18 protein-coding genes are annotated in these 26,415 nt (G+C 53.5%); 4 read left to right on the forward strand and 14 right to left on the reverse strand.

Annotated features, from left to right (window positions below; translation table 11 throughout):
* Position 1 precedes the first annotated feature (1 nt).
* A complete protein-coding gene (locus tag EGT74_RS03430) occupies positions 2-3,202 on the reverse strand; it encodes a SusC/RagA family TonB-linked outer membrane protein (RefSeq protein WP_158617982.1) in 3,201 nt (1,066 codons plus the stop codon).
* Positions 3,203-3,302: 100 nt separating this feature from the next.
* On the opposite strand from EGT74_RS03430, the gene EGT74_RS27250 reads away from it, so the two are divergent.
* Positions 3,303-3,434, forward strand: coding sequence for a hypothetical protein (locus EGT74_RS27250; RefSeq protein ID WP_262697091.1), 132 nt, complete (start codon positions 3,303-3,305; stop codon positions 3,432-3,434).
* Between the two features lie 328 nt (positions 3,435-3,762).
* On the opposite strand, the gene EGT74_RS03435 is transcribed toward EGT74_RS27250, so the two are convergent.
* The 3 genes from EGT74_RS03435 to EGT74_RS03445 all read right to left on the reverse strand — a co-directional run bounded on the left by EGT74_RS03435 (position 3,763) and on the right by EGT74_RS03445 (position 5,919).
* A complete protein-coding gene (locus EGT74_RS03435) occupies positions 3,763-4,293 on the reverse strand; it encodes a sigma-70 family RNA polymerase sigma factor (RefSeq protein ID WP_158617983.1) in 531 nt (176 codons plus the stop codon).
* A gap of 236 nt (positions 4,294-4,529) precedes the next feature.
* Positions 4,530-4,733, reverse strand: coding sequence for a hypothetical protein (locus EGT74_RS03440; protein ID WP_123845133.1), 204 nt, complete (start codon positions 4,731-4,733; stop codon positions 4,530-4,532).
* A 31-nt stretch (positions 4,734-4,764) separates the two neighbouring features.
* Positions 4,765-5,919, reverse strand: coding sequence for a FecR family protein (locus EGT74_RS03445; RefSeq protein WP_123845134.1), 1,155 nt, complete (start codon positions 5,917-5,919; stop codon positions 4,765-4,767).
* Positions 5,920-6,258: 339 nt separating this feature from the next.
* Between EGT74_RS03445 and EGT74_RS03450 the strand changes: the two genes are divergently transcribed.
* From EGT74_RS03450 to EGT74_RS03460, 3 genes are all read left to right on the forward strand, one after another.
* Positions 6,259-6,621 carry a DUF7674 family protein gene (locus tag EGT74_RS03450; RefSeq protein WP_123845135.1) on the forward strand — a complete coding sequence of 121 codons (363 nt, stop codon included), beginning with the start codon at positions 6,259-6,261 and terminating at the stop codon, positions 6,619-6,621.
* Positions 6,621-7,205: an N-acetyltransferase gene (locus EGT74_RS03455; protein WP_246008110.1), complete on the forward strand. Its 585-nt coding sequence runs from the start codon at positions 6,621-6,623 to the stop codon at positions 7,203-7,205. The genes EGT74_RS03450 and EGT74_RS03455 overlap by 1 nt, the downstream gene beginning before the upstream one ends.
* Positions 7,206-7,824: 619 nt before the next feature.
* Positions 7,825-10,107 carry a GH92 family glycosyl hydrolase gene (locus tag EGT74_RS03460; protein ID WP_123845136.1) on the forward strand — a complete coding sequence of 761 codons (2,283 nt, stop codon included), beginning with the start codon at positions 7,825-7,827 and terminating at the stop codon, positions 10,105-10,107.
* Positions 10,108-10,194: 87 nt separating this feature from the next.
* Here EGT74_RS03460 and EGT74_RS03465 read toward each other — a convergent pair whose 3' ends face one another.
* The 10 genes from EGT74_RS03465 to EGT74_RS03510 all read right to left on the reverse strand — a co-directional run bounded on the left by EGT74_RS03465 (position 10,195) and on the right by EGT74_RS03510 (position 26,406).
* The gene (locus EGT74_RS03465) at positions 10,195-12,492 is read right to left on the reverse strand and encodes a GH92 family glycosyl hydrolase (RefSeq protein WP_123845137.1); all 2,298 of its coding nucleotides are present in this window, start codon (positions 12,490-12,492) and stop codon (positions 10,195-10,197) included.
* Between the two features lie 130 nt (positions 12,493-12,622).
* Complete coding sequence (locus EGT74_RS03470) at positions 12,623-14,260, reverse strand: RagB/SusD family nutrient uptake outer membrane protein (RefSeq protein WP_123845138.1); 1,638 nt, start codon at positions 14,258-14,260, stop codon at positions 12,623-12,625.
* A gap of 21 nt (positions 14,261-14,281) precedes the next feature.
* Positions 14,282-17,215 (reverse strand): SusC/RagA family TonB-linked outer membrane protein, encoded by a 2,934-nt coding sequence (locus tag EGT74_RS03475; RefSeq protein ID WP_123845139.1) that lies wholly within the window; start codon positions 17,213-17,215, stop codon positions 14,282-14,284.
* 980 nt (positions 17,216-18,195) lie between these two features.
* Positions 18,196-19,212 carry a LacI family DNA-binding transcriptional regulator gene (locus EGT74_RS03480; RefSeq protein ID WP_123845140.1) on the reverse strand — a complete coding sequence of 339 codons (1,017 nt, stop codon included), beginning with the start codon at positions 19,210-19,212 and terminating at the stop codon, positions 18,196-18,198.
* Between the two features lie 212 nt (positions 19,213-19,424).
* Complete coding sequence (locus EGT74_RS03485) at positions 19,425-19,670, reverse strand: hypothetical protein (RefSeq protein ID WP_123845141.1); 246 nt, start codon at positions 19,668-19,670, stop codon at positions 19,425-19,427.
* Positions 19,671-19,737: 67 nt separating this feature from the next.
* The gene (locus EGT74_RS03490) at positions 19,738-21,990 is read right to left on the reverse strand and encodes a cation:proton antiporter (protein ID WP_123845142.1); all 2,253 of its coding nucleotides are present in this window, start codon (positions 21,988-21,990) and stop codon (positions 19,738-19,740) included.
* Between the two features lie 128 nt (positions 21,991-22,118).
* Complete coding sequence (locus EGT74_RS03495; RefSeq protein WP_123845143.1) at positions 22,119-23,309, reverse strand: glycoside hydrolase family protein; 1,191 nt, start codon at positions 23,307-23,309, stop codon at positions 22,119-22,121.
* A gap of 48 nt (positions 23,310-23,357) precedes the next feature.
* The gene (locus tag EGT74_RS03500) at positions 23,358-24,473 is read right to left on the reverse strand and encodes a LacI family DNA-binding transcriptional regulator (RefSeq protein WP_123845144.1); all 1,116 of its coding nucleotides are present in this window, start codon (positions 24,471-24,473) and stop codon (positions 23,358-23,360) included.
* A 22-nt stretch (positions 24,474-24,495) separates the two neighbouring features.
* Complete coding sequence (locus EGT74_RS03505) at positions 24,496-25,266, reverse strand: SDR family NAD(P)-dependent oxidoreductase (RefSeq protein ID WP_123845145.1); 771 nt, start codon at positions 25,264-25,266, stop codon at positions 24,496-24,498.
* Positions 25,267-25,275: 9 nt separating this feature from the next.
* Positions 25,276-26,406: a DUF4861 family protein gene (locus EGT74_RS03510; RefSeq protein ID WP_123845146.1), complete on the reverse strand. Its 1,131-nt coding sequence runs from the start codon at positions 26,404-26,406 to the stop codon at positions 25,276-25,278.
* Positions 26,407-26,415: the final 9 nt, after the last annotated feature.

Below are 26,415 nucleotides of genomic sequence, written 5' to 3' on the forward strand. Positions count from 1 at the left end.
ATTAAAACTCCGCTTGCACACCAACTGAGAGTGAGAACGGATCTGGCACATAATTCCTCGGCATTCGGTCATAAACATCAGGATCCAGTTTATATTTATTGGCGCGCCAAAGAATCCCAAGATTATTCAAATAGCAATAAACCTCTAATTTCTTTACCCCAGTATTCCGCGGTAACGCAATTAAATATCCCATTCGTATATCCTGCAGCCTGAAATGGTCGCCCCGCTCAACCATATTTTCAGAGAATTGATAAACCCAGCTCCTATCTGTATTTGCTAAATATGCTAGCGACGGCACATCAGTTCTTGCCTCGTCCCCCGGTGTTTTCCAGCGTTTTGCATAATCAGCGTTCATCCCTGTGCTTAAAATTTCCTGATAGCTCATGTTCATTGCCGGCCGTCTGAAATAATAGCCCAGCTTATATATGATGTTCACTGACAAACTGAAACCTTTATATGATAGGTCATTCCTTATTGCCCCAAAAACTGTGGGTACTGAAGTACCGTGAAAAACCAGGCTGTCTGGATGAAAATTTGATCTGATAGCTGTATAATCCTTACTAACATTCCCCTGATAGTAACCTTGTGGTTCTCCGCTCTTAGGATCCAGGCCAGCCCATCGGTAACTAAACAGTCCTCTTGTCGGTTTACCAACGACATACAAAATGCCCAACGGATCGCGGGAGATAACTGTCGAGGAGATTGGTTTATACGAAAGCCGCTCTACTCTATCTTTGATGTAACTACCCAACATGGTCACATTCCAACTAAGGTCATTTTCAATAATCTTGCCTGAAAGCGTTACATCCATACCTTTTGTCAAGGTACCTGCCGCATTGATATTGACTGCTCCTACGCCGGTTTGCGGAATCAACGAAGTCACCTCCTCAACAAGATCAAGGCCTTCTTTCCTGAAATATTCAACAGTTCCGGATAACCTGGAATTTAACACGGAAAAATCGAATCCAACATTACTGATTCTGATCTTTTCCCATCTCAACTCCTCATTTGCCGGAACAATGTTAATGATGGATGGTGCACCGGTTAGCGGATCAATAAATCTTGTTCCGGTCAGGTATGCAGAACCGTTATACACATTCCCGTTAAACCCGTAAGAGGTACGCAACTTTAATACCTGAACCCAGGGTACTTGGAAAAACGGCTCTTTATCGATATGCCAACCACCACCTACTGACCATAATGGTACGAGTCTTTGATTGGTCTTAACTCCAAACAAATTCGCACCATCCTTCCGCGCACTCGCGGTAAAATCATATCTGTTCTTATATGAATAACCCACCACGGTATAATAGGAAACAAAGCGGTTTAATAACCCCAGCACGCTACCATTCATTGAAAACGCATTGTTCAGCGTTGATTGACCCACCGGGTTGGTGGGATACGGGGTGTTCAGATTAAGGTTCGATGCGGAGGTACCAAACTCATCAGAATAACCGACGGCGCCTTGTTCTGTTCCTGAAGCCGATAATTCCCTGATTTCCGCACCCGCCACCGCAGACAGGGAATGCATCCGGATCCGCTGCTTGTAACTCAAATTTGCTCTCAGGCTGTTGATTTTCCAGTCATAATTGCCGAGGTTCAATAACCCGCCCCTCGGAAAATTATACGTGATCTGCTGGGTCTGCGGATCGTACACCGAAAATCTGTTTACCAGGTTACGGGCGGCATAAGCCGCGCCATTCCTGTAAAGTTTGGACATGATATCCTGGTTCTCATGCTGAAACTGCACTTCCGCGTTCAAAAAAGAAGCAATCTCGTACTTCACCCCTGCCCTTAACACCAAATCCTTTATCGTAGTGTACTTCCTCGTATTATTGACCTCATCCATCGGCCGGTACTTCCAGTCCAGGAAACCCAGCCCCATCATGCTATCCACATAACCGGCACGGTAGTCCTTCGTCAGTGTTGCCGCACTCCCGCTTTCGTTCACCAGCCGCGCATAGGGATAGGCCAGCCGGTATTTCGAGCTGCTGATCAGCAGGTCGCCATGCCCCAGCTCATTATGCTGAAATATCGTATTCTGGCTATAGTTCAGATAAGCCGTCACCTCCAGCTTCTTCATGGGCCGGTAGGTATTGGAAGAAGTAACCGTCAGCCGGTTAGCGCCGTTGCGGACGAGGTTATCGCGCTTGTTGTCGTAACCCACTGATAAAAAGTAAGCCAGGTTGCTGGTGCCGCCCCGCAGGTTCATCTGGTACTGCTGGTTGATGCCGGGCTGGTACATATACTTCAGCATGTCGCGCCGCAGGTCGTTGCCTTTTAATGCGTTCAGCTGGCTTTCGGCTTCATCGTCCGTGATGGCGCCGGCACGCTGCCGGGCCAGGATCTCCACCGCGGGAGACACGGGCGGGCGGCTGGTCCTGTTGTTGAGGTCGGCGTTAAAGTATCCCCGGTTAAACAACTCCGTTTCGGCGTCGATGTAATCCGCGGCGCTCATGTAGTTCCGGTCTTTGTACAGATCGGGTTTGCTCACTACCGTCATGTTGGAATTAAAGCTGACGCTCATTTTCTGGTTGTATTTGCCCTTTTTGGTGGTGAGCACGATCACGCCGTTACCGCTGCGGGCGCCCCAGATGCCGGCCGATGCGGCGTCTTTCAGTACGGTCACCGATTCGATGTCGTTCGGGTTGATATTCCGGATATCGCCTTCGTAGGAAAAATTATCCAGGATCACCAGCGGGTTGATGTTGACTTTATTGGGCGACAAAGTGCTGAGCCCTCTCAGCGATATCCCGAGCGGAACGCCCGTCGGCATTTTCGAGATGGTGCTCAGGTTGGCGGGTTTATAACTCAGCAGGCCGCTCGTTACGCCTTCGAGCCGGTCGAGGATGTTCATACCCACTCTGCGGTGCAGCAGGGCGCTGTCTATCAGTACGAACGAACCGGTGGAACGTTCTTTCGGCAAGTCCTGGTACCCCGTTGATACAACGGTAACCGGCTCGATCTGCGTGATGGCGGGCATCAGCACGAACGTGAGGAACTTTTCTCCCTCCAGCCGGAACTGCCTCGACAAATACCCCATCGACGATATTTCGAGCGTGCCTTTGACGGGCGCTCCCTCAATCCGGAACCGCCCTTCGGCATTGGTTTTCGCGCCTTTGAAACTGCCTTTCACCACCACGCTGGCGGAGGGGATGGGATTGCCGTCCGGGTCGGTAATGGATCCGTTGATGTTGATCACTTCGGGTTCCTTTTCCGCGGCTAGGTCCTTGTTTTCATATAACAGCACCTGCCCTTTCACCAGCACCCAGCCCACGGGCAGGTCGCGCAAAACCCGCTCCATGACTTCCTTCAGCTGGGCGTTCCTGAAACTGACGCGCATGCGCTGCAGCCGGTTGAGCACGGAATATTCATACGTAACGGTCAAACCCATCTGGGTCTGGACGGCGCCGAAAATCTCTTCTATGGTGTAATTGCCGGAAAGGGTGAGTGTAGGTTCGCCGGCAGCGGGCTGTGCATAACTGCAAACATGTATGTTAACCAGTAACAAAATGAAAAACAGGCATCTCCTCAGCGATGCGACTCTTTGGCCTGATATCCTTTCTAAATTAATTCTCTCACCCATCCGGGTCTGTTTTATCGGGATATAAATATACAATTGCCTGTCGAACGCGGCGTATCACGAATTTGGTTGCTGCTGAAGGATGTCTTTTTTGGGGATACCGGTTCACTGAAATAAATAAAATCCTATACCTGATAGGATTATCCTCTTGTCTAAGCTCCCATAATAACCCGGAACGATTATTTCAAATTGGCCAACATCATCCGGAGATTACGCAATGCAATTTTTACGTGGCTGCGGACGGTTTCCATTTTTAGTCCCATTTCCTGGCTCACTTCGCGGTAAGACTTTCTGTCGAGGTGCGCCTTAATAAACGCCCAGCGCCGTTGTTCGGGCAAATCCTGAACGGCCTGATTGATGCGGAGCCGGACTTCCCAGGCGTCTCCCTGGTTGGAGGTATCGTACATGGGAGCCGATTCCAGGAAATGCGCCTTTTTCTTTTCTGCGGTTTGCAGCTTGCGCTGCTGGCTGAGGCAATTATTCCGGACGGCGGAAAATAAATAGCTGCGATAATTGGCCGGCGGCACATTCGCCAGGTGATTTTTCTGCCAGATCACAATGAAAGTTTCCTGTACCACATCCTCCGCTTCCGAGATATCGTGCAGAACGGAATGCGCTTCTAAAACGAGCGCTTCCCTGTATTTGAAAAACAGGTGCTTGAATACCTCAGGTGAGTGACTCGGATTGTTGGGTGTGCATTCTTCACGCATGACTTTTACTATATTGTAAAACGAATGGATAAGCTCCAAGATACGCATTTACCTTGTAAATACATATAGTGAAATAACCCGAAATGTGGAAAGTATCTTTTCACCCAAGTTAGTGAAAAAAGGACAGCCCGGAAAAACTGAAGTTGTTAATCTTCGGTTAACAAACTTGCAGGCTAAACAAGGGCCAGCTGCCCGCGGGATGTGTCAGCGTTGGGGGATTGGGGGTGCACAAAATATTAGCGGATACGCTCGTTGTTCTTCACGATTTCAATATGATAACCAATGTGGGTGAGCAGTTCGCTGGCGCCGTCGAGCAATTCGAGCAGTTCGTCGCGCAGGTTATTGCCGTTTTCCCCCGCCCGGTAAGCAAATTCTTCCCAGGTCAGGTTGTCTGCCAGGAAAATATACTGGAGACGGTTAGTTAGATTGCTGTTATTCATAATGCATTAATATTAGTTGTTCAATGCTTTTCTAAAATAAATGCAGTGTATTGCCTTCCAGCCGGTGTTTGACGTCTTTGGTGATTCGCAATACTTCGAGGAAGTCTTCGATGGGTTTATTTTTGTCAAGCTTACCGGCAAACCGGAGTTTTGTTAACGAGGGGTTATCGATCAGCACTTCCAGGTCGTACATCCGGTGGATAGCCTTGGAGAGCTCCGCAAGGCTGGCGCCGTTGTAATAGTACTCGCCCTGCATCCAGGCCAGCACTTCGGCCTGTTCGAAGCGGGCCACCTTCATGTCTGTATCTTTGCCCCAGGCTGCGGCCTGGCCGGGCTGCAGTATCTTTTCGGATGCGGCGCCCACGGCTTTGATGCTGCCGCGGACCAGGGAGGCGGTAATCCGGCCGGGCTCATAGGTGTTCACGTTGAAGGCCGTGCCCAGTACCCTGATTTCGCCGCCGGGGGTCCGTACGATGAAGGGCTTTTCGGCATTGCGGGCTACGTTAAAGTAAGCCTCGCCCTGTATTTCCACTTCCCGCACATTGCCGTTGAACGCGAAGGGGAACCGTAAGGTGGATGCGGAATTCAGCCATACCTCCGTACCGTCTGACAGAACGACCTTGTAATCTTTTTTGGCCGGGACCTCCAGCGTGCTCCACTGGCCCACGCCTCCGCTGCGTTGCTGGAACCGGAGGGCGTTGCCTTCCGTTTCGAGCTGTACATCGCCCACCAGCATTGACTTGTCGGGCTGCAGCGCCATCCGTTCCCCGTTGGAAAGCCGGAGGAGGATGTCGTACATTTTGATCTTCGGGGTTTCGGTGTTCTTGACGGCTGCCATCTCCCCGCCCTGCTGCCGGGAAGGCATCATGAACAGGTAGCCGGCAAACCCGACAAGGGCGGCCACGCAGGCGGCTGCCAGCCACCTGAATGCCCGCATATAGCGCATGGGCTCTCCCGTTTTTTCCATTACTTTTTCCGCCAGCTCGTTCCAGCGCTTGCTGGTGGGGCGGACGCGTAGTAGCTCGAGCATTTCCGGAGACCGGTACAGTTCGTCCAGTTCCTTACACATCTTCCGGATGCGGGGGTCTTGCATGGCAGCCTCCAGCTCTTTGTCCTCCTTTTCGGAGAGCGTACCCGTCAACTTCTGCAGGTACAATTGCCTGATGTATTCGAGATCTGCTTCCATATTTTTTTCGGGATCTATACTTAAGATGGATTTTTAAACCCTGTAGGGTGTATCGGAAGGTAAGGATTTTTCAGTTTCTGCACGGAACCATGCAAAAACGGAAGGGTAAAAATCGCCCGCTGCACCCTCACCGCAGCAACAAAACCCTCTACCAGCAAGCATCAGCGCATTCTTGCCATTTTCTGAACAGGCATGGAACGGCTTTTGGCATATTCCCGCCAAACAGCAACACATGAAACACCACCCGCAACCGGCTCCCGAAAAACACACCATGTATTACGCGATGGTCGCCGCGGTGACCCTTTCCATTCTTATTCAAATCGTTATAAAAATATTCCAATGATCAATCAATATGAAGTGCCCGCCCTGATCGAGGACACGCTTCCCCAGCTCCGCAAAGCGCTGCACCAGTTCCCGGCCGTTTTTCACATCTACGAAACGCTGCAGTGCCTGAACCAGTTCCTGTTACAGCAGCTCCGGAACAAAAATTATCCCCTGCTGGCGAAGAGCCTCGGCCTGGCCGGGAAATTATACGAAAGGGGCAACCCGCTCGTCCGGAAGGCGGTGCTCGATATCATCGTACCAGGTCTTTCCCGCGAAAAACTGCCGGACAACAGCAGCCAGCTCAAACTTTACTCGCTGATACCGGCCAATTTATATAACCAGTACATGCAACACCACCTGCATATCAACAGACAATAATGGAAACCGCTTCAATCAACACCGAAGACACCGTCCCGGACATCGCCGGAGACATCATCATCCGCACCGCACATGCCGGCGACGTACAGTATGCGGATGTGATTTCCGCCGAAATGGAATCGTCCGCAAAAGCCCGCGGAACAGGTATTTCAAAACGACCGCCTTCCCTCATCCGGGACAAAATCCTGCAGGGCAAAGCGGTTATAGCCGTGTGCAAAAACGGCCTGTGGGCCGGCTTCTCTTATCTGCAAACCTGGGAACACGGCGCCTTCGTGTCCAACAGCGGCCTCATCGTATCGCCCGCTTTCCGTGAAAAAGGAATTGCCGCCCTGATCAAGGAAAAAATTGTCCGGCTCTCCCGGCTGTTGTACCCCGCCGCGAAAATATGCAGCATCACCACCAGCGCGGCAGTCATGAAACTCAACAACCGGCTGGGATTCGAACCGGTGACCTATGCGGCGCTGCCGCAGGATCCCGCTTTCTGGGAAGGCTGCCGCAGTTGTGTGAATCATGGCATTCTCTGTTCGAAACAACGCCGCAACTGCCTGTGCACCGCGCTGCTGTTCACGCCTCCGCATGATTGATGTGGACATTTGAGACGGCGGGACCGTCTTAACGCTTCGCAGGCTCCGCCGTGTTCTTTTCCATGCTTTTTGTGTGCTCATTGGTAAAATGAAACAACCCCTGCATGAGGTGATTGCACCACACCCTTGTATTGTATGTCAATTGGCCGAATGTGAGACAACCCGTGTATGGTATGATTTCTCGCCTTTCATGCCTCATGTCCCAATTGGTGAAATGCGAGATCCCCCACATGATTTGATTTACTACACCTTTGATACCCTGTATGCCAATTGGCGAAATGTCAGACAATCCGTGTATGGGGTAATCTACCGCACACGGTTATGCCTCATATGCCAATTGGCAGGATGTGGGACAACCCGCGCATGATGCGATTCACCACACCTTTCATGCCCAGCATACCCATAGGTGAAATGTAAAACAGCATCTGCACAATGTGATTTTCCTCATCTCCCACGCCTGAAATGTGATGCCACCGGAAGCCCCCGCAACCCATCACCCTTCATCCCTCCTCACGCCTGCCCACAAAGCTTCTCACAGCTTTTGCACAATGGTGATTTCCACTAACTATGAACGCTAAAACGATTTATCTTTAGCCTAACAAAATCAATCACCCTAAGCATGAGAAGATGTTTCCTTATTCCCCTGTTGATCCTGCCGCCATTGCTGCGGGCGCAACAGCCGGTGCAATATGTCAGGCCCATCATCGGTACACAAAAGATGGGGCACACCTATCCCGGCGCCACCGTGCCTTTCGGCATGGTGCAACTGAGCCCGGACACAGACACCATTCCCTACGAAATGAATGGGAAGTACAACCCGGACGTATATAAATACTGTGCGGGTTACCAGTACACCGACAAAACCATCGTCGGTTTCAGTCACACCCACTTCAGCGGCACCGGCCACTCCGACCTTGGCGACTTCCTGCTGATGCCCACCACCGGCCCGTTACAGCTGAACCCCGGCACGGCAGACAAACCGGAAAACGGCTACCGCTCCCGGTTCTCGCACGAAAACGAAACCGCCGAGGCCGCCTATTACAAAGTGAAGCTCGACGATCATAACATCCTCGCAGAGCTCACCGCCACCAACCGTGTAGGGTTCCACCAGTATACGTTCCCGCAGCAAAGCGAGGCGCATGTCATCCTCGACCTGATGGCCGGTATCTACAATTACGGCAGCAAAAACGTGTGGACGTTCGTACGTGTGGAAAACGATACGCTCATCACCGGCTACCGCCAGACCAGCGGCTGGGCGCGCACCCGCACCCTGTATTTTGCGATGACGTTTTCGAAACCCATTAAAAAATACGGCCACCAGAACTACGACACCAGCGTGTACAAAGGGTTCTACCGCAAATTCGACCAGGCCGTCAACTTCCCTGAAATGGCGGGCCGCCGCATCAGAGCCTGGTTCGACTTCGACACCAGAGCAGGCGAAAAACTGCAGGTGAAATTCGCGCTCTCCCCCGTGAGCACGGCCGGCGCGCTGAAGAACCTCGCCGCCGAAGCACCGGGCTGGGACTTCGACGCCGTGAAAAAACAGGGGCAGGAAGCATGGAACAAGGAACTGTCCAAAGTGCAGGTGAAAGCGCTGTCGAACGACGACCTTGTCAACTTCTACACCGCGCTGTACCACACCTACCTGAGCCCTACCACCTACATGGATGTGGACGGCAGCTACCGCGGCCTCGACCAGCTGACCCACCAGGCCGCCGGCTTCACCAACTATACCACGTTTTCGCTGTGGGACACCTACCGCGCCCTGCACCCGCTGTTCAACGTGCTGCAGCCCAAACGCAATGCGGATATGGTGCGCTCCATGCTGGAACACTACAACCAGAGCGTACACAAGATGCTGCCCGTATGGAGCCATCACGCCAACGAAAACTGGTGCATGATCGGCTACCACAGCGTTTCCGTGATCGCAGACGCCATCGTGAAAGGCAACATCCAGGGGTACGACGCCATGCAGGCGCTGGAAGCATGCGCCGCCACGGCCCGCTACAAAAAATACGACGGCCTGGAATATTACATGGAACAGGGTTATGTGCCGGAAGATAAAAACAGCTACGCCGTGTCCAAAACGCTGGAGTATGCGTACGACGACTGGGCGATTGCACAAGCCGCGCAAAAACTCGGCAGAACGGACCTCTACAACGAGTTCATCAAACGCTCGCTGAATTACCGCAATGTGTTCGACGCCGCTACCGGCTTCATGCGGCCCAGGCTCGCCAATGGCACGTTCCGCAAGGAATTCGACGTGCTCAGCACCCACGGCCAGGGTTTCATCGAAGGCAACGCCTGGAACTACAGCCTCTACGTACCGCAGTATCCCGCGGAAATGATCGCGATGATGGGCGGCAAAAAACAGTTCACCCGCCACCTCGATTCACTGTTTACCATGCACCTCCCGGATGCTTTTTTTGCAGAAACGGAAGACATCACCCGCGACGGCATCATCGGCAACTACGTGCACGGCAACGAACCGGCCCACCACGTGGCCTACCTCTACAACTGGACGGATGCGCCCTGGAAAACACAGGAACGGGTGCGGATGATTTTGCAGAAAATGTACAAACCCACCTCCGACGGGCTTGGCGGCAACGACGACTGCGGGCAGATGAGCGCCTGGTACCTCTTCAGCACACTGGGCTTTTACCCCGTAGCACCCGGTTCAACGGCCTACGCGCTGGGCAGCCCCGCCATCCGGACGGCCACCCTGCAGCTTGAAAACGGCAACACCTTTACAGTGGAAGCTGTGAACCAGGGCGTGGAAAATGTATATGTGAAAAAAGTGGAGCTGAACGGAAAACCGCTGCAGCAAAGATTTATCAGCCACAGCGATATCATGAACGGCGGAAAGCTGGTATTTTATATGGACCGCAAAGCGGTGAAGTGAACATAAAAAAAACATCCCGAAGAATCGGGATGTAATGTCTACAGTGAACAATGAAATAGCAAAGTTGCTACTATTCCAGGATCTTGATTATTTGTTAGCTGTTGAATACGAATACGGAAACGCCTCCTCTTTTGTGCCCCTTGTTTTCTCCGGCTGCGCGCCCATGTTAACCCGCATCACACCACCCTGCTGGATGGCTTCGTGGCTGATCCAGTTCTTCGTATGTGGCTTCCCGTTCAGCAGTACGCTTTGCGTATAAAGGTTGGTAGCACTGTTGCCCGGCGCTTCAATCACAAAACGTTTCCCGTTTTCGAGGGTGACGGTGGTTTTCGGGAATAACGGCGCACCCAGCACATACTGGTCGGTACCGGGGCATACGGGATAAAAGCCCATCGCCGTAAATACATACCAGGCGGACGTTTGCCCGTTATCTTCATCACCGCAATAACCGTCGGGGCCAGCGTGGTACAGTTTATCCATCACCTGGCGCAGCCAGTACTGGGCTTTCCAGGGCTGGCCGGCGTAGTTGTACAGGTAAATCATATGCTGAATGGGCTGGTTGCCGTGCGCATACTGGCCCATGTTGCTGATCTGCATCTCCCGGATTTCGTGGATCACGCTGCCGTAGTAACTTTCGTCGTACACCGGCGCCATCACGAATACGGAATCGAGCATGCGCGCAAATTGTTCGCGCCCGCCCATCAGGCCCGCCAGGCCCTGCACGTCGTGGAATACAGACCAGGTGTAGTGCCAGCTGTTCCCTTCCGTGAAAGCATCGCCCCATTTGAAAGGATTGAAAGGCGCCTGGAATTTGCCGTCTTTGTTTTTACCCCGCATCAGTTTAGTTTCCGGGTCGAAGATGTTGCGGAAGTACTGGCTGCGTTTGGCGAAACGGTCTATTTCCGCCTGCGGGCGTTTGAGCGCAACGGCCAGTTTGTAAATCGTAAAGTCGTCGTATGCATACTCGAGCGTGCGGGCGGCGTTTTCGTTCACGTTTACATCATACGGCACATATCCCAGCTCGTTGTAGTATTTCACCCCTTTGCGGCCTACAGACGAGAGCGGGCCTTCGTTTTCGGAGTTTTTGAGGATGGCTTCGTAGAGGGTGTTGATGTCGAACCCGCGGATACCTTTCAGGTAAGCGTCTGCAATGATGGCGGCGGAGTTGGAGCCGATCATGCAGTCGCGGTGACCCGGACTGGCCCACTCCGGCAGCCAGCCGCTTTCTTTATACGTATTGGCCAAACCTTCCATGATATGGCTGTCCAGCTCCGGATACATGAGGGTGAAGAAAGGAAATACCGCCCTGAAGGTGTCCCAGAAACCGTTATCTGTAAACATATAACCGGGCAGCACCTGGCCGTTGTACGGGCTGTAATGCACGATGCGGTTTTGCGCATCGTACTCATAGAATTTGCGGGGGAAAAGCAGCACCCGGTACAGGCAGGAATAAAACGTGCGTACCTGGTCTGCCGTGCCGCCTTCCACCAATATGCGGCCCAGTTCTTTGTTCCAGGCGGCTTTGGCTTTCTGCTGCGTAGCGGCGAAGTGATCTTTTCCGATCTCGCGTTCGAGGTTGAGCGCGGCCTGTTCGAAACTGATGAACGAAGAGGCCACTTTTACGTGCACCTTTTCGCCTTTGCCGGTCTTAAACCCGACTACCGCGCCAACATGGCCCGCTTTCAGTTCGAGGGTATCGCCGGCGAGGCGGCTGCCGTTCCAGGTGTGCGCGACATTAAAAGGTTTGTCGAACACCAGCACGAAATAATTTTTGAAGTTCTCCGGCACGCCGCCGCTGTTGCGGGTGGTGTAGCCGATGATCTTGTTTTCTTTGGGAATGACTTTGATATAGGAACCTTTGTCGAAAGCATCCACCACTACAAACGCACTGTCTGTACGGGGGAAGGTGAAACGGAACTGCGCCGCTCTTTCAGTAGGGGTAATTTCGGTGGTTACATCGGCGTCTGCCAGGTACACGCTGTAATAATACGGTTTGGCGGTTTCCGCTTTGTGGGAATACCAGCTGGCCCGCTCGTCCTGCGTAAACTTCAGCTTGCCGGTAACGGGCATGATGGAAAACTGGCCGTAATCGTTGATCCAGGGAGAGGGCTGGTGGGTCTGTTTGAAGCCGCGGATTTTGTCGGCGCTGTACTGGTAGGCCCATCCGTTCCCCATCGTGTTGGTCTGGGGCATCCAGAAGTTCATGCCCCATGGTGTGGCGATGGCGGGATAGGTGTTGCCGTTAGACAAACTCCCTTTCGAGTCTGTACCCATCAGGGGGTTCACCCATTCTACCGGGTCCGTGATTTTTGAAACTGTTTGCGCTTGGAGGGCCGGAGCTATTGCATAGGTGGCCAGGAAGAGCATCCATCCGATCTTTTTCATTGCCTTGACGTGATATTTTATTGCAAAATCGATTTTGTTAGGAAAAAAGGGGCCGGCCCAGGATTGGGCCAGCCGTTAGATGCTACTCTTTATTGTTTGTATGATAAGCACTTGTTTATAAAAAGAACAGTTATTCGTAACCGGGATTCTGCTTCAGGTTCTTGTTCAGGATCATCTGATTGTATGGGATGGGGAAAAGCTCCCATTTCGCCTGTCCTGAAGCCGGGTGATCCCACCAGGAGGCGGTTGTGAACTTCCCGAACCTGATCATGTCTGTTCTTCTTTTCCCCTCAAAAATAAACTCGCGGCCGCGTTCTGCCAAGAATTCGTCCAAAGTTAATTTTGCAACTGTATAAGCCTCTGTGGGCCAATCTGTTGCAGAGAAGGCCCTTTTGCGTACCGTGTTCACCAGGTCCACTACCTCGGCTGTTGCCACCCCGCCGTTCTTGCGCATGAGGGCCTCGGCCTTGTTATAATAGATCTCCGCCAGGCGGTACAGCACAAAATCGTTGTTCCAGTAAACATTGGAGGTTTGCACTCCGGGGCGGTACTTGTTAAAGCGTGCGCCGCTGTTCTCTTCTCCCCTCGTCATGCCACCAGGGCCGGTTTCGCCTTCGGTATTGCGGCGTATCTCTTTCACGAACACCAGCGGTTTGCCGGCGTATTCCTCTGTCCCTTTCACGATACTGTCGTTGAAGTTGGTGCGGAAAGCCACATCAATTTTGGCGGTATCGATCAGCAGCCAGTTCTTTCTCCGGAGGTCTTTAGCTGAAAATGCATCAAAAGCCGTGGGAATCACCACGATACCGTTATTTCCGTTAAAGTTTGCATTATACAGCTTTTTTTGCTCATAATGCCATAGATCCCCGTTCCAGCCGAAACGGAAGTTGCCCACCGTGTAGTCGTAGGTGATCTGGAAAAGGTTCTCCGGGGAGAGGTGGTTCATGTTGTCGAACGGCTTGAGCAGGTCTGTTTCCAGTGCAGGCGCCCCACCGGACAGGGAACCGCAGGAACCGTCGAGAATCTTGTTACAGGCGGCCACACAATCGTCCCAGCGCGGCGTACCGGCCCATTTTTCGGCATTCAGGTACAGTTCTGCCAGCATTGCATAACCGGCGGCCCGGGTTACACGGCCCACCAGCGAGGGGGCGAGTTTGGGCAGCAGGTCCACGTTTTCCTTCAGCTCTTTTTCGATAAAGGCCCATACGTCTTTGCGCGGGGCGTTCTCGGGACTGATGGGCACACCCACCTCGGTCACGATGGGAATGTTCCCATACAGGTCCATCAGTTTCAGGTAATGCCAGGCGCGCAGCACCTTGGTTTCCGCGATGATGGCGGCTTTATCCTCGTCCGTCATCCCAATCGTCTTGAAGTCGATGGCAGACAGGTCTTTGATGGTGTTGTTACAAAAACCCATCCCCCAGAACATCAGGCGCCAGGGGTTCCAGGCGTTGTTGTCGTTGGCGATCCAGGCGTGGTTGTGAAGACGGATCCAGTCGCCGCCGTCAAAACCGTGGCGGCCTTTCTGGGGCCAGGCCAGCTGGTCGGCAGACAGTTCGTTCACCCGCCAGTAACCCACCTGCCCTGTGGGCGCAGCCCAGGCATTGGCGTGGGTGAACGGGCGCAGTACGGCCGCCATTACCTCCGTCCGGTTTTTGTAGAAGTTTTCAGCGGGAATTTCGCTGTATACCTTTTCTTCCAGGTTCGTGCAGGCGCCTGCTCCCAACATCAGGGAAACCAGGCCCGGCAGGATATATTTCTTTTGCATGTTCTTCAGTTTTAAAAAATTCTAAAATCCGATGTTCAAACCAATGGTGTAAGACCTTGTTCTGGGATAGAAGCCGCGGGCGTCGATACCCGTGGTGAGGCCGTTATCTTCCAGTTCGGGATCAAGCCCGCTGTACTTGGTAAACGTGGCCACGTTGCGGCCGGCCGCGTAAATGCGGATGCTGCGGATGTAATCGGACTTCAGTTTGAAGCTATAGCCGAGGGCGATGTTGTCCAGTTTCATGAAATCACCTTTTTCGAGGTAGTAGTCGGAATACTGGGGCACGTCGTTGAGGCCCTTGTGTTTAGTGATGGCGCTTAACAGCACGTTGTTCGGGAACCAGGCCTTGTTACCAAAATAGAGTTCCTGCAGGTTCAGGATGTCGTATCCGAGCTTGCCGCGGAAGAACAGGCTGAGGTCCCAGTTTTTGTAACGGAACACGTTATTCCAGGAGAACATCATTTTAGGCACACCGTTGCCGATTACACCGAGGTCGTCCTGCGTGATCTGACCGGCCACCACCTTGGAGCCGTCTTTTTTGTAGAACAGCCATTTGCCGTTCTGGTCGAAACCGGCAAAACGTTTACCGAAGAAGTTGCCGAGGGCGCCGCCTTCCACTACGCGGATGGCATTACCGAGCGCACCGGGTGAAGGCAGGCTGCCGAACTCCAGTTTCTCCAGGCGGTACTGGTCGTTATGGATGCTCGTCATCTCGTTCTGCTGGCGGTTGAAGGTAACGTCCACGTTGTAGGTGAAATTCTTCGTCTGCACCGGCGTACCGCTCAGCACGATTTCAAAACCCTTGTTGGAGATGGTGCCCACGTTGGTGAAGATCTGGCTGGTCACGAACGGCGGCAATTGCGTATCGTAGTTGCTCAGCAGGTCTTCCGTTTTACGCTGGTACACATCGAATGAACCGCTCAGGCGGTTGTTCAGCAGGCTGAAGTCCACCCCGATGTTCCATTCTTTTTTCTTTTCCCAGCGCAAATCCGGGTTGGGGTTGCGGGAAGGGCCGTATGTTTCGAACCAGGAACCGTTTTGCAGGTAAGCGCCGCCGGTGCCGAGCAGGATCAGCGACTGGTAGTTGGCAAAACCCTGGTTACCGGTAACACCGTAACCGGCGCGGAGTTTCAGCTGGTTGATGGTGCGGTTGCCTTTCAGGAAGTCTTCTTCGCTCAGCGTCCAGCCCACGGAGAATGCCGGGAAGTCCGCCCATTTGTGGTTGGCACCGAAGCGGGAAGAACCTTCGTGGCGGAGAATCGCCTGTGCAAAATATTTCTGACGGAAGGTGTAGTTCACCCTGCCGAAAAATGCCACGAGGGTATTGTCCACTTTATTGCTGCCCATGCCGGAGCGGCCGAGGGTACGGTACAAACCGTTACCGAGGTTCCAGTCCTGGAAAGCATCCGTCAGAAAGCCCGCGTTATTGGCATTGTAGGTTTCAATAGTGCTGTACTGGTAGCTGTAGCCGGCCAGAGCCGTAATGCTGTGCTCGCCGAAAGTGTTGTTATAATCGATAACGGATTCGAATGTTTTGTCGAATTCCACGCGGTTGGCTTTGGAAGCATATCCGCCGCCCTGGTAGTCTACCTGTGAAGAGCGGGAAGCGCGCAGCCTGTACTGGCGGTCGTTCCAGTTATTGCGTACGATGGCGCCGAATGCCGATACGCGCAGGCCTTTGTATACTTCCACGGTCACCTTACCGTCTGCCTGAATGGTTTGCTGATCGCGCTCGGACAATTCCTGTTCGAGGCGGGCCACTGGGTTGAAGTTGTTGAAAGCGGTGGTTTCTAGGAAGGTGCCGTCCGGGTTCTTAACCGGTGCCGTCGGGTTTCTTTGTACCGCCTGTTCGAAATCGCCGTTGCTGCCGCCCAGCAGGTCCGCTTTGTTGAAGTTGGCAGCCAGGTTTGCCTGCAGGGTCATTTTACCCTGTAAACCGGTCTGGTTCACGTTCAGGCGGCCGCCGTACTGTTTGCGGGAATTGCGTTTGGCGATGCCCTCACCGTCGTTGTAATAACCGGCGGCGCGGTAGTTTGATTTTTCGGTGCCCCCGGTAGCGGAGAGCGTGTAGTATTGCGACAGGTTCTTTTTGTTGATGAGCATGTCGTAAATGTCCGTACTGCTGCCGCGGTCGTTACCGGCGGGAGCGTTGGCCTTGAATTCTTCCGCATTGAGGAAGCGAGGTTTTTTAGCCACTTCATCACGCTGGAGAAAAGAACCGAAGTTGAATTGCGGCTCGCCGGATTTCCCTTTTTTGGTGGTTACGAGAATAACGCCGCCGTTCGCACGCGTACCATAGATCGCTGCGGCAGAACCATCGCGCAGTACGTCGATGGAGGCGATGTCCTCCTGCTGCAACAGATCGAGGTTGCCGCCCGGCACGCCATCGATTACGATCAGCGGGCCGATGGTGCCGCTAAGGCTGGTAATACCGCGCATCTGTACGGAAGCGCCTGCGTTCGGGTTGTTGCCGTTCACACGGGTGATGCTGAGGCCCGGCACTTTACCCTGCACGAGATCCATGGGGGAACGCGCCACGCCGGGATTGAAGTTTTCCGCCTTGATGGTGGTCACCGCGGAGGTCACTTCTTTTTTCTTCAATGTACCGTAACCCACCACCACTACGTCTTCCAACGTTTTGGAAGAAAGCGAGAGCGATGCGTTCACGGTGTTGCCGCTGCCGAGGGGCAGCGTGAGCGTTTCGTAGCCGATGTACGAAAACTCCAGTTGTGTGCCTGATGTAATGTTCAGACTGTAGGAACCATCACCACCGGTTTGTGTACCGGTACTGGTGCCCACCACCCTGACGGTTACACCGGGGAGGGGAGACTGGTCTTTGGCATCCTTCACCGTGCCTTTGACGGTTCTGGATTGGGAATAGGCCAGGGAGGCCGACAGCAGCAGCAAAGCGCCGAGCCAGCTCACGTGCATGAAAAACGTGGATCTTTTCTTCATTGCAATTGGAATTGATTTGGTTAATAATTTGGAATAAGTTGGTAACGCAGCAGCTCAAAACGTTATGGCATGGCGATTTCTGCCGGCTTCCGGAGGCGCCGCGGGGAGTTGGCAAAACAATCCCTGTACACAGCCGCAGTTGTGCATGAAGGGGAAAAGTCAGGGCAAAACACAGCCTTTCAGCTTCCGGGGGAAGCCGTCAGGAGGCACAAAACACTCCCTGCATGCATAGCTGGCCATGCAAGCAAAATCGATTTAGCAATAGGTTTGAAAGCTGGAGCTCATTCGGCACTAAATGATCTGCCGTGTTGCTATCCTTTCATTGTTACGATAAATTTTTTGTTGAATGATTAAAAATTGATTGCCAGTTGTGGAATCGTCACAACAATCCCAATGGATTTTCTCAGTTACCTACGGTTTTGTTAGCGTATATATATTACACGTGGTGGGTTAGCGGACCCGCACCACTTTCTCTGTTCACTCCTATTCAGTACCGGCATCGCGATTTAGATTACGGACTGGTTTTTCAAAGTTCACTTATAAAAAAATTCCTTCTGCAGGGGCTCTGGCAGAGCATTACAGAATACAGTTAGGTCAAATAACCTGGAATTTCCATGTCCCCTTCTCCCCTTCAAAAACAGCCAAATGCAAAATCGATTTAGCATAGCTTCCAAAAAAAAGACCCATTCGGATCTGTACCGGCATCACCGGAGAAGTAATACGTACCATAAATGTAGAATTAATTTATGGCTTTCAAAATTTTTTCACGAAAAATTATTTGAACGGTTTTTTTAGTTCGATGCGAACGCAATGCAGTAAAGCGTTTCGGGCAACAACAGAATTTATCGCCTCCGCGACCTCCGGTAGTAATTACAAAAAGTACGGCGTAGAATTTACACTTAATGAGTTGCCTGTGCAGCGCAAAAGTAATGCTGGTTGTCCAATAGAATGGGAAGAAAAACTAAACGTTTAGCAATGGCTCACGCGGAGCCGCGTTTAATGAATTTACCGGGCACCTGCACCTGGCTTTTACGGGTGGAGCGGGGACTTTTATCGAGCTGCTGCATCAGCAGGTTAATGGCAGTTTTGGCGATCTCCTCCACCGGCTGCTGCACCACGGTAATACCGGGCGGGTACAGCCGGAAAATATCATGGTCGTCGAAACAGATCATGGCCATGTCTTCAGGCATGCGCAAGCCCAATCCGGCGATGCTTTCCAGACCGAGGATACCGAGATAGTTGGTGGCGAAGAAAATGGCGTCCAGCCCTTTGTTGGCATGGATAAACTCCTGGATGAGGCGTACGGCTTCCTCACGCGGACTGTTATACGAAATCTTCAGCACCTGCTTGTTGCGTACGGCAATGCCTTCCTCTTTCAACGCGTCCTTATAACCCTGCAAGCGCTGCTGGATTTGTACGAGGTCCATATCCACCGTAATAAAACCGATCTTTTTATAACCTTTTCCCAGCAGGTGTTTCATGCCCTGCCGCACCCCGCCGTAGTTGTCGATCAGTACATAGGGCACCTGTATGCCGGGGAAATAACTGTCCATCAGGACCACCGGCCGTTTGTGCGCCAGCAGCTGCTCGATGTCTTTTTCCATACCGGCGGCGGGCGTGATCAGGAAACCGTCTACCTGCTGGCGGTTCAGCATGCGGATGAGGTCGCTGCCTTTTTGTGCGTTGTTTTCGGTACTGCAATACACAATATTATAACCGAACCGGTCGGCTTCGGATTCTATCACCCTGGCCAGCGCGGCGAAAAAACTGCCGGAGATGCTTTCCACCATCAGTCCCAGTGTTTTGGACTGCCCGGTGCGCAGGTTGACGGCCACGGAATGCGGCTGGTAGCCCGTCTTTTTAACGACGGCCTGCACCTTTTCCGCCAGTTCATCGCTGATGCGCATCTGGCGGGCTTTCCCATTGAGTACGAAGGAAACGGTGGAGGGGGCCACTCCTGCCATCCTGGCTACATCTTTCAGAGATAAGCGCTTCATTCCCTGGCCTTTCATATCTTTCATGATACTGCTAAACTGCTTTTTATTCTTTTAATGGCCGGTCTTCGGCGCGAGGTTGATCGATAAATTTTGTGTAACAGGTTCGGAAATTACGCTGAAAAATCGGGATTAAGGGGCCGTTTTTCTGCAGTGAACGGCTCATGACAATACCGTACCGGCATGGCCGGTAGTCCCCAACGGGCACATATACACTAGATTCCCAATGAGTTATCCACCCTGCGGTAACTCATTTTCCATAACACATTGGCCAGCTTCCTGGCCGTGTTTTTAACGAAAGTTTCGCTCTTTTCGGGGAAGTAGATGTGCAGTGATTCGTGAAGACTGACTTCCAGATGTTTACGGCCCTGCAGGCGGCTGTCAATCACAATGGTATTACAACCGTAATCAGACATTCCGTACGCTTTTTCGCGTCCGAGTTTGCGATAGATCACTTTCATACCTTTCCTGTTTACTGTTACAAAGGTACGAAGTTATCGGCGCCCCATAAATGGCTGATATAAAATACTACACGGCTGGTTTCTGCGCTTCTCCTTTCACGCGGAACAACGCTGCGGTACGTTTTGGACTGCCTACCACCCATACCACGTCGCCCTCTTCGAGCAGCATATCGGAGATGGGATTGAGGATACGCTCCGTTCCGCGCTCGATGCCCACTACCAGGCTGTGCGCCTGCTCACGGATGCCGGACTGGCGGATGGTTTTACCGTACACCTGCGAGCCGGGCAGCACTTCATAACGGCGCAGTTCCACTTCTGTTTTCACGGGGCGGATGTCGGGCAGATGCTGTTCGATGTATTGGCGGAACAGGGCGATCTGATCGTCGGTCCCGATCACCTGCAGCCGGTCGCCGGGATACAGCCGCTCGGACTTCGGGGGAATGGGCAGCAGCCGCTCCCCTCTCTCGATCACGGCTATATTAACGCCGTATTTTTCACGCAGGCCAAGCTCTTCGAGCGTCTGGCCTACGCCCTCCCAGTCGGGGCGCACATTAAATGAGGCCAGGTGCGCATCCCAGGGCGCCAGCACCGGATTGCGGCGCTTTTCGGCGGCAGCCTGCGCGGTTTCACGGGCATTGAAGTTGGTGAAGAAACGGGCTTCCAGCCGGTCGTAGAACACCTGCAAACGGCGGGAGAAAATGATCAGTACGGTCAGGAACACCACCGTCACGGAAAACGCCACCGTAAAGGAATAAATCCGGTCGAGCATCATACCGATCAGGAATACGGCCAGCACTATCCTGGCTATACGAAGCAGCCACAACGGGCCTTTGTATTTGTTCTGCGCATACAGGTTCGAAAACGCGGCGGATTCCACCCGCCGCACCGCGAGCGCCCAAAGAAAAGGCATCATCACAAGGAATGTACCGATGGCCGTAATGATCCTGCTCCACCTCGCCCCGGCCAGTTCTTCCACTTTCGGGAGCACGTAGAGCGACGACAGCAGCCCGATGGCAATGATGATCACCGCGCTTACGGCGGTGTTGATCACATATCCTTTCAGTACCACCTGCCAGTCGCTGGCCTGCGAAATCGTCTGCGCACCGGTGCTGTACCGCGCCAGTGTGGATTTCCAGCCTGCCGGGATTCTTTTATCGAGCCAGCCGTAAAACGGCTCGGCCATTTTGATGAGGTAAGGCGTGGTGAAGGTCGTGATCGCCGAAACGGCCACGGCGATGGGATAGAGAAAGTCGCTCGTTACCTTGAGCGTGAGCCCGAGCGTGGCAATGATGAACGAAAACTCCCCGATCTGCGCCAGGCTCATACCGGCCTGCACGGAGGTTTTCAACGGCTGCCCCGAGATCACGGCGCCCAGCGTGGTGCTCAGCGTTTTGCCCACCAGCGTGATCACCGTCAGCAACAGCACGGGCCCCAGGTACAGCTGCAGCATTTTAGGATCTATCAGCATACCCACCGAAACGAAGAAGATGGCGCCGAAAAGGTCTTTCACGGATTTGACGAGGTGCTCTATTTTTTCCGCCTGCGTGGTTTCTGCGAGAATGGAGCCCATGATGAACGCGCCGAGCGCGGGTGAAAATCCCACCTGCGTAGCCAGCACCACCATGCCGAGGCAAAGGGCGATAGCCGTTACCAGCATGGTCTCTTCGCTCATCAGCGATTTTGTTTTCTTTAATAATGTGGGGATGAAAAAGATGCCGCCCACGAACCAGAGGATCAGGAAGAATACCAGCTTCACCACGGAAATCAGCATTTCCGTTCCGGCAAACTGCTGGCTCACGGCCAGGGTGGACAACAATACGAGCAGCACGATCGCGATCAGGTCTTCCACCACGAGGATACCGAATACGAGCCCGGCGAATTTATGCCCCTTCACGCCCAGCTCTTCGAACGCACGGATAATAATGGTCGTGGAGGAAACCGACAGCACGCCCCCGAGGAAAATACTGTCCATCATGCCCCAGCCCAGCAACTGCCCGGTGGCATAACCCAACCCGAGCATGACAGCCACCTCCACGAGCGCGGTGATGGAAGCCGCCCCGCCGACCTTCATCAGTTTTTTAAAGCTGAATTCAAGGCCGAGGCTGAACAATAAAAAGATCACCCCTATTTCGGACCAGACGCGGATGTTGCCCTCCTCCCGGACGGTCGGGAATAAATCGAAATAAGGGCCTACAAGAAAACCGGCAATAAGATAACCGAGCACCAGCGGCTGCTTCAGTTTTTTGAAGATCAATGTGGTGATGGCCGCTGCACCGAGCAGCAAAGCGAGGTCTGCAATAAGGTTTGGTAAATGAATCATCCGCCCGTCCGTTCTTTTGATACGGTGGCAAAATAACAAAAAAAGGCGGGAGGCAGGGCTAATAAAAGACAAGGAATGCGCCAAACGGCCGCATTCCTTGTCAATAGCGTATTAAAATTGTATTAAAATCACCTGGGCGCCCAATTCTTGTAACGGAGCAGGGCTTCGAGGAAATAGTAGTCGGCGTAAGACAACGGCACGTCTATTTCGGATTTGCCGGGCATGGACCCGGTGCTGTGCATGAGGATAAAGTTGTTGTTCTCCCCTTCTTTGGCGCGGTAGGCGGGGCCGGCAAGACTTGCCAGCGCATCTGCGCCTGCATTCCAGTAGCGTTTGCCGTCCTGTTTGTCCACGTATTTGCTCAGCTCGAGCAGCGCGGAGCTCATCACGGCGCCGGCGGATGCGTCGCGGATGGCGTTCGGGATTTCCGGTGCATCGTAGTCGTAGTACGGGATCAGGTCTTTCGGCATGCGGGGATGATTGAGCATGTAATCCGCAATGTGTTTGGCCTGGTCGAGGTACTTCGGGTCTTTGGTTTCGCGGTACATCATCGTGTAGCCGTAGAGGCCCCATGCCTGTCCGCGGCTCCAGGCGGAGGCGTCGGAGTGGCCCTGGTGGGTCTTTTTGGCGAACACCTTGCCCGTTGTGGTATCGTAGTCGATCACGTGGTACGAGCTGTAATCGTCGCGGAAATGATTTTTGATGGTGGTATTGGCGTGGTTCACGGCGATGTTGAGGAAGATAGGCTCGCCGCTGTTGCGGGTGGCCCAGGCCAGCATCTCGAGGTTCATCATGTTATCGATGATCACTGGGCACTTCCAGCCGGGATGATCCCAGGAGCGGATGGCCTCGATGGTGGGTTTATAACGGGTGATGAGCGAGCGTGAGCTGGTCATCAGGATATCCTTATATGCCGCATTGCCGGTGATACGCAGGCCGTTGCCGAAGCTGCAGTACATGAGGAAACCGAGGTCGTGGGTGTTGGTGCGGTACTGGTCGGGCAGCAGGTACACCTGGCGTTTTTCGGCTTCTTTTTTAAAGGCGTCGTCTTTCGTGTATTCGTAGAGGTACCAGCAGGAGCCGGGGTAGAAGCCGGCCGTCCACCAGTTGAATTTCGCGGTCATCAGGCTGCCGTCTTTGTTGGTGGAGCGGGGGAACAGTGAGTCGGGCAGCGACTTCATCATGTGTTTATACTGCCGCGCCGAAAACCGGAGGCTTTCGTCCACCAGCGCCTTCATCTTTTTGGTGGAGAGTTTCGTTTGCGCCTGGGCGGCGGCGCCCCAGCAAACCAGTAATAAAAGAACAATCTTGCTTTTCATTCCGTGTGAATTTTACTTGAGGCCGGCAGGCTTTCCTGCCGGCACGACTTATTTTTTCTTCTTGACGGCTTTGGCCGTGGCTCCCGTGGCTACGGCGGTTTTGCCATTGCTTACCGGGTCGGGGATTTCCCAGCCCGTGCCGCCGCTCGATTCCCTTTCCACCAGCTGAATCGGCACGATCTCCTGCGAATGACGGTACGCGGCAGGGTGGCGGGCCTGGATCAGGTCCATCAGCGCCGCTACAATCCGTTCGCCCATGGTAGCCGGGAACTGGTCTACCGAGGTGATGGAAGGCGTGATGATCTCGGTGCGCGGGTCGTTGGAATACCCGACTATCTTGCATTCCTCCGGTACTTTGATACCGTGTTTCCGGCAATATTCCAGGATGGTGATGGCCGTGGTGTCGTTGGTGGCAAAAATCCCGTCGGGGTAAGGTTTTTGCGCGAATATCTTCTCGGCCGTCTGCCAGGCGTTTTCGCGCGTGAGCTCATGGAAAAACACGCGGTGTTTTTTGTAAGGCAGTTTGTGGCGCTGCAGCGCCTCCTTGTAGCCCGCGAGCCGCTCCGTATACAGATTACACGTGAGCGGGCCCGAGATGTGCACAATGTCTTTGCAGCCCTTTTCCACCAGGTGTTCCGTGGCTTTGTAGCCGCCGAGGAAATCGTCGCCTTTGATCACTTTCACGTTGTAGTCTTTCGGCGTACGGTCGAAAAACACGATCGGCGTATTCTGTTGTTTGAAGATGTCGAAGTGGGAGAAATCGGTGGTGTAGAGGGTGGCGGATACAGCCAGGCCGTCTACCCTGGCCGAATACAGCGTATTGGCCAGTTCGATTTCCTGTTCCAGTGAGTCGTTGCTCTGGCAGATGATCAGGTTATAGCCGAACTCCTGCAGTTTGTTCTGGATGATCGTGCTGATGGTTGCCGGGAAGAACATGGAGATGCGCGGTACGATGAGGCCGATGGTCTTGCTTTTGTTGTTCCGCAAGCCGGCTGCCATCGCGTTGGGGCGGTAGCCCAGCTTCCGCGCCATCTTTTTAACGCGCTCTTTGGTTTTGGCGCTGATGTTGGGATGATCGTTCAGTGCCCGCGATACGGTGGACACGGAAAGTTCCAGCTCTTCAGCAATGTCTACAATTGTTTTTTCAGAACGAAGGGACGACATATGATTTGATGTTTAGGGGATGTTACCTGCCCATCCAGCCGCCGTCTACCGTCATTACGGTGCCGTGCATATAGTTGGATGCGGCAGAAGCCAGAAATACGACCGGTCCCATAAAATCTTCCGGCTCTCCCCAGCGGGAGGCTGGGATACGTTCCAGGATGCTTTGGCTGCGTTTTTCGTCTGCCCGCAAGGCCGCTGTGTTATCCGTGGAAATGTAACCCGGTGCGATGGCGTTCACATTAACGCCTCTGGAAGCCCATTCGTTGGCGAAAGCCTTGGTGAGCTGCCCTACGGCGCCTTTGCTCGCTGCATATCCCGGAACATTGATGCCGCCCTGGAAAGTGAGCAACGAAGCGGTGAATATCACCTTGCCGCTGCCGCGCTCCGTCATCTTCTTCCCGATCTCGCGGGTGAGGATGAACTGCGCGGTCTGATTGATGGCAATCACTTCGTCCCAATACTCATCCGGATGCTCTGCAGCCGGCTTACGCATAATGGTGCCTGCATTGTTCACGAGGATATCGATTACCGGAAAATCCTTTTGTACCGTTCCGATAAAATTATACAATGCTTCGCGCTTCCCAAAATCGCATTGGTAGGCCGTAAACTTCCGGCCGGTGGCGTTTACCTCTTTTTCCACCTCGCTGCCCGACAGCTCCAGCGATGCGGACACCCCGATAATATCGGCGCCCGCTTCCGCTAAAGCCACTGCCATGGCCTTTCCTATGCCGCGTTTGCAACCGGTCACCAGTGCCGTTTTGCCTTTCAGGCTGAATAAGTTTAAAACACTCATAACCTCAGATTATTTTTTACTTTTCTCGATAATTTTAACGGAAACCGGCTGACGGAGGCGGATAGCCTGCTCCTGGAGGTAGCGGAACCACTCCCCGGCGTTCCTTATTTTCCCTGCTTTATCCCACGCGCCACCGGTGTAATAGGTGATGGCATTGTTGCCGTCCGTAGCGGAAACCGCCAGCAGATGGCCTTTTTCGACCTTCATTTCTTTCACCGGCGCCAGTACGATGCAGCCGATACCGGTGGTGCCGTCGGCTCCGTGCTGTGGTTCCCAGTATCCCATTACGCCGCTGGTTTCTTCCAGCAGCATGGCCCCGGGCTCTTTCCTTTTGCTGATGCCGATCGCCACGGGCAGGTTCTCGCTGTAGCGGATGTCCATTTTGCTCAACTGGGCATTGGCGTCGAGCGATACGCGTTTGGTGACGGTCACGGACCTGCGCCCCACCTGCCAGGCATCGTAGCTCAGTTCGAAGGTGGTGCGCAACGGCCCGCTGTCGAGCATGCGGTGGCCGGTGTAGTTGCGTGAAAACCAGATACTGTCTTCCAGGTACGGCGCAATGCCGCCTGCACCAAGCGTCAGGCCCACGTGGTAATAGTCGAGCCCCTCGCCTTCGTCTTTATGGTAATTGCTGCGTTTGTACCATTTGTTGATCACCAGGTCCTCGGTGCGTTTATTCCAGAAGTCCACCCCATAGGCCATTTCCTTCGGCGTAGCCTCGAGCGCTTTGCCGTACATCCGGAAGGCCACCCTGTTGTTTTCCCAGGCGAAGTCCTCTTTCCGTTCCGGCACATACCGCCCGAAGGTTTTGGCCGCAACCGGCGCAGGTTTGCCTTCCACGAACTTCACGGTGATTTTGGCGCCTGCGGGCAGGGTTACGTCGAGCAGGATTTTCACCGGCGCGCCGGTCCCTTCCGTCAACACCTGGTAAGCCACTTCTTTCCCGGTGGCCGTGTTGATCACTTTGAAGTTGCCTTTGGCCAGCGGCTGCCATTGCGCCGCCAAGGCCGCATAGTCCACTTCCACAAGGCCGCCGGCAACGGAGGCCGGGTTGTGGAGCGCCACCTGCTGGGCGGCGGCGGTCAGCGCCGCGCCCGACAATATGCCGGCGCAGATACAGTGTATGATAAATCGTTTCATTGAAAAGTC

Source organism: Chitinophaga lutea (genome assembly GCF_003813775.1).
Classification (GTDB): domain Bacteria; phylum Bacteroidota; class Bacteroidia; order Chitinophagales; family Chitinophagaceae; genus Chitinophaga; species Chitinophaga lutea.

Bases quoted from the DNA above. Each gene is read 5' to 3' on its own strand.
- EGT74_RS27250 (WP_262697091.1), top strand. From the start codon at position 3,303: ATGACTTCCTTCAGCTGGGCGTTCCTGAAACTGACGCGCATGCGCTGC.
- EGT74_RS03435 (WP_158617983.1), bottom strand. From the start codon at position 4,293: ATGCGTGAAGAATGCACACCCAACAATCCGAGTCACTCACCTGAGGTA.
- EGT74_RS03440 (WP_123845133.1), bottom strand. From the start codon at position 4,733: ATGAATAACAGCAATCTAACTAACCGTCTCCAGTATATTTTCCTGGCA.
- EGT74_RS03445 (WP_123845134.1), bottom strand. From the start codon at position 5,919: ATGGAAGCAGATCTCGAATACATCAGGCAATTGTACCTGCAGAAGTTG.
- EGT74_RS03450 (WP_123845135.1), top strand. From the start codon at position 6,259: ATGATCAATCAATATGAAGTGCCCGCCCTGATCGAGGACACGCTTCCC.
- EGT74_RS03455 (WP_246008110.1), top strand. From the start codon at position 6,621: ATGGAAACCGCTTCAATCAACACCGAAGACACCGTCCCGGACATCGCC.
- EGT74_RS03460 (WP_123845136.1), top strand. From the start codon at position 7,825: ATGAGAAGATGTTTCCTTATTCCCCTGTTGATCCTGCCGCCATTGCTG.
- EGT74_RS03465 (WP_123845137.1), bottom strand. From the start codon at position 12,492: ATGAAAAAGATCGGATGGATGCTCTTCCTGGCCACCTATGCAATAGCT.
- EGT74_RS03470 (WP_123845138.1), bottom strand. From the start codon at position 14,260: ATGCAAAAGAAATATATCCTGCCGGGCCTGGTTTCCCTGATGTTGGGA.
- EGT74_RS03475 (WP_123845139.1), bottom strand. From the start codon at position 17,215: ATGAAGAAAAGATCCACGTTTTTCATGCACGTGAGCTGGCTCGGCGCT.
- EGT74_RS03480 (WP_123845140.1), bottom strand. From the start codon at position 19,212: ATGAAGCGCTTATCTCTGAAAGATGTAGCCAGGATGGCAGGAGTGGCC.
- EGT74_RS03485 (WP_123845141.1), bottom strand. From the start codon at position 19,670: ATGAAAGTGATCTATCGCAAACTCGGACGCGAAAAAGCGTACGGAATG.
- EGT74_RS03490 (WP_123845142.1), bottom strand. From the start codon at position 21,990: ATGATTCATTTACCAAACCTTATTGCAGACCTCGCTTTGCTGCTCGGT.
- EGT74_RS03495 (WP_123845143.1), bottom strand. From the start codon at position 23,309: ATGAAAAGCAAGATTGTTCTTTTATTACTGGTTTGCTGGGGCGCCGCC.
- EGT74_RS03500 (WP_123845144.1), bottom strand. From the start codon at position 24,473: ATGTCGTCCCTTCGTTCTGAAAAAACAATTGTAGACATTGCTGAAGAG.
- EGT74_RS03505 (WP_123845145.1), bottom strand. From the start codon at position 25,266: ATGAGTGTTTTAAACTTATTCAGCCTGAAAGGCAAAACGGCACTGGTG.
- EGT74_RS03510 (WP_123845146.1), bottom strand. From the start codon at position 26,406: ATGAAACGATTTATCATACACTGTATCTGCGCCGGCATATTGTCGGGC.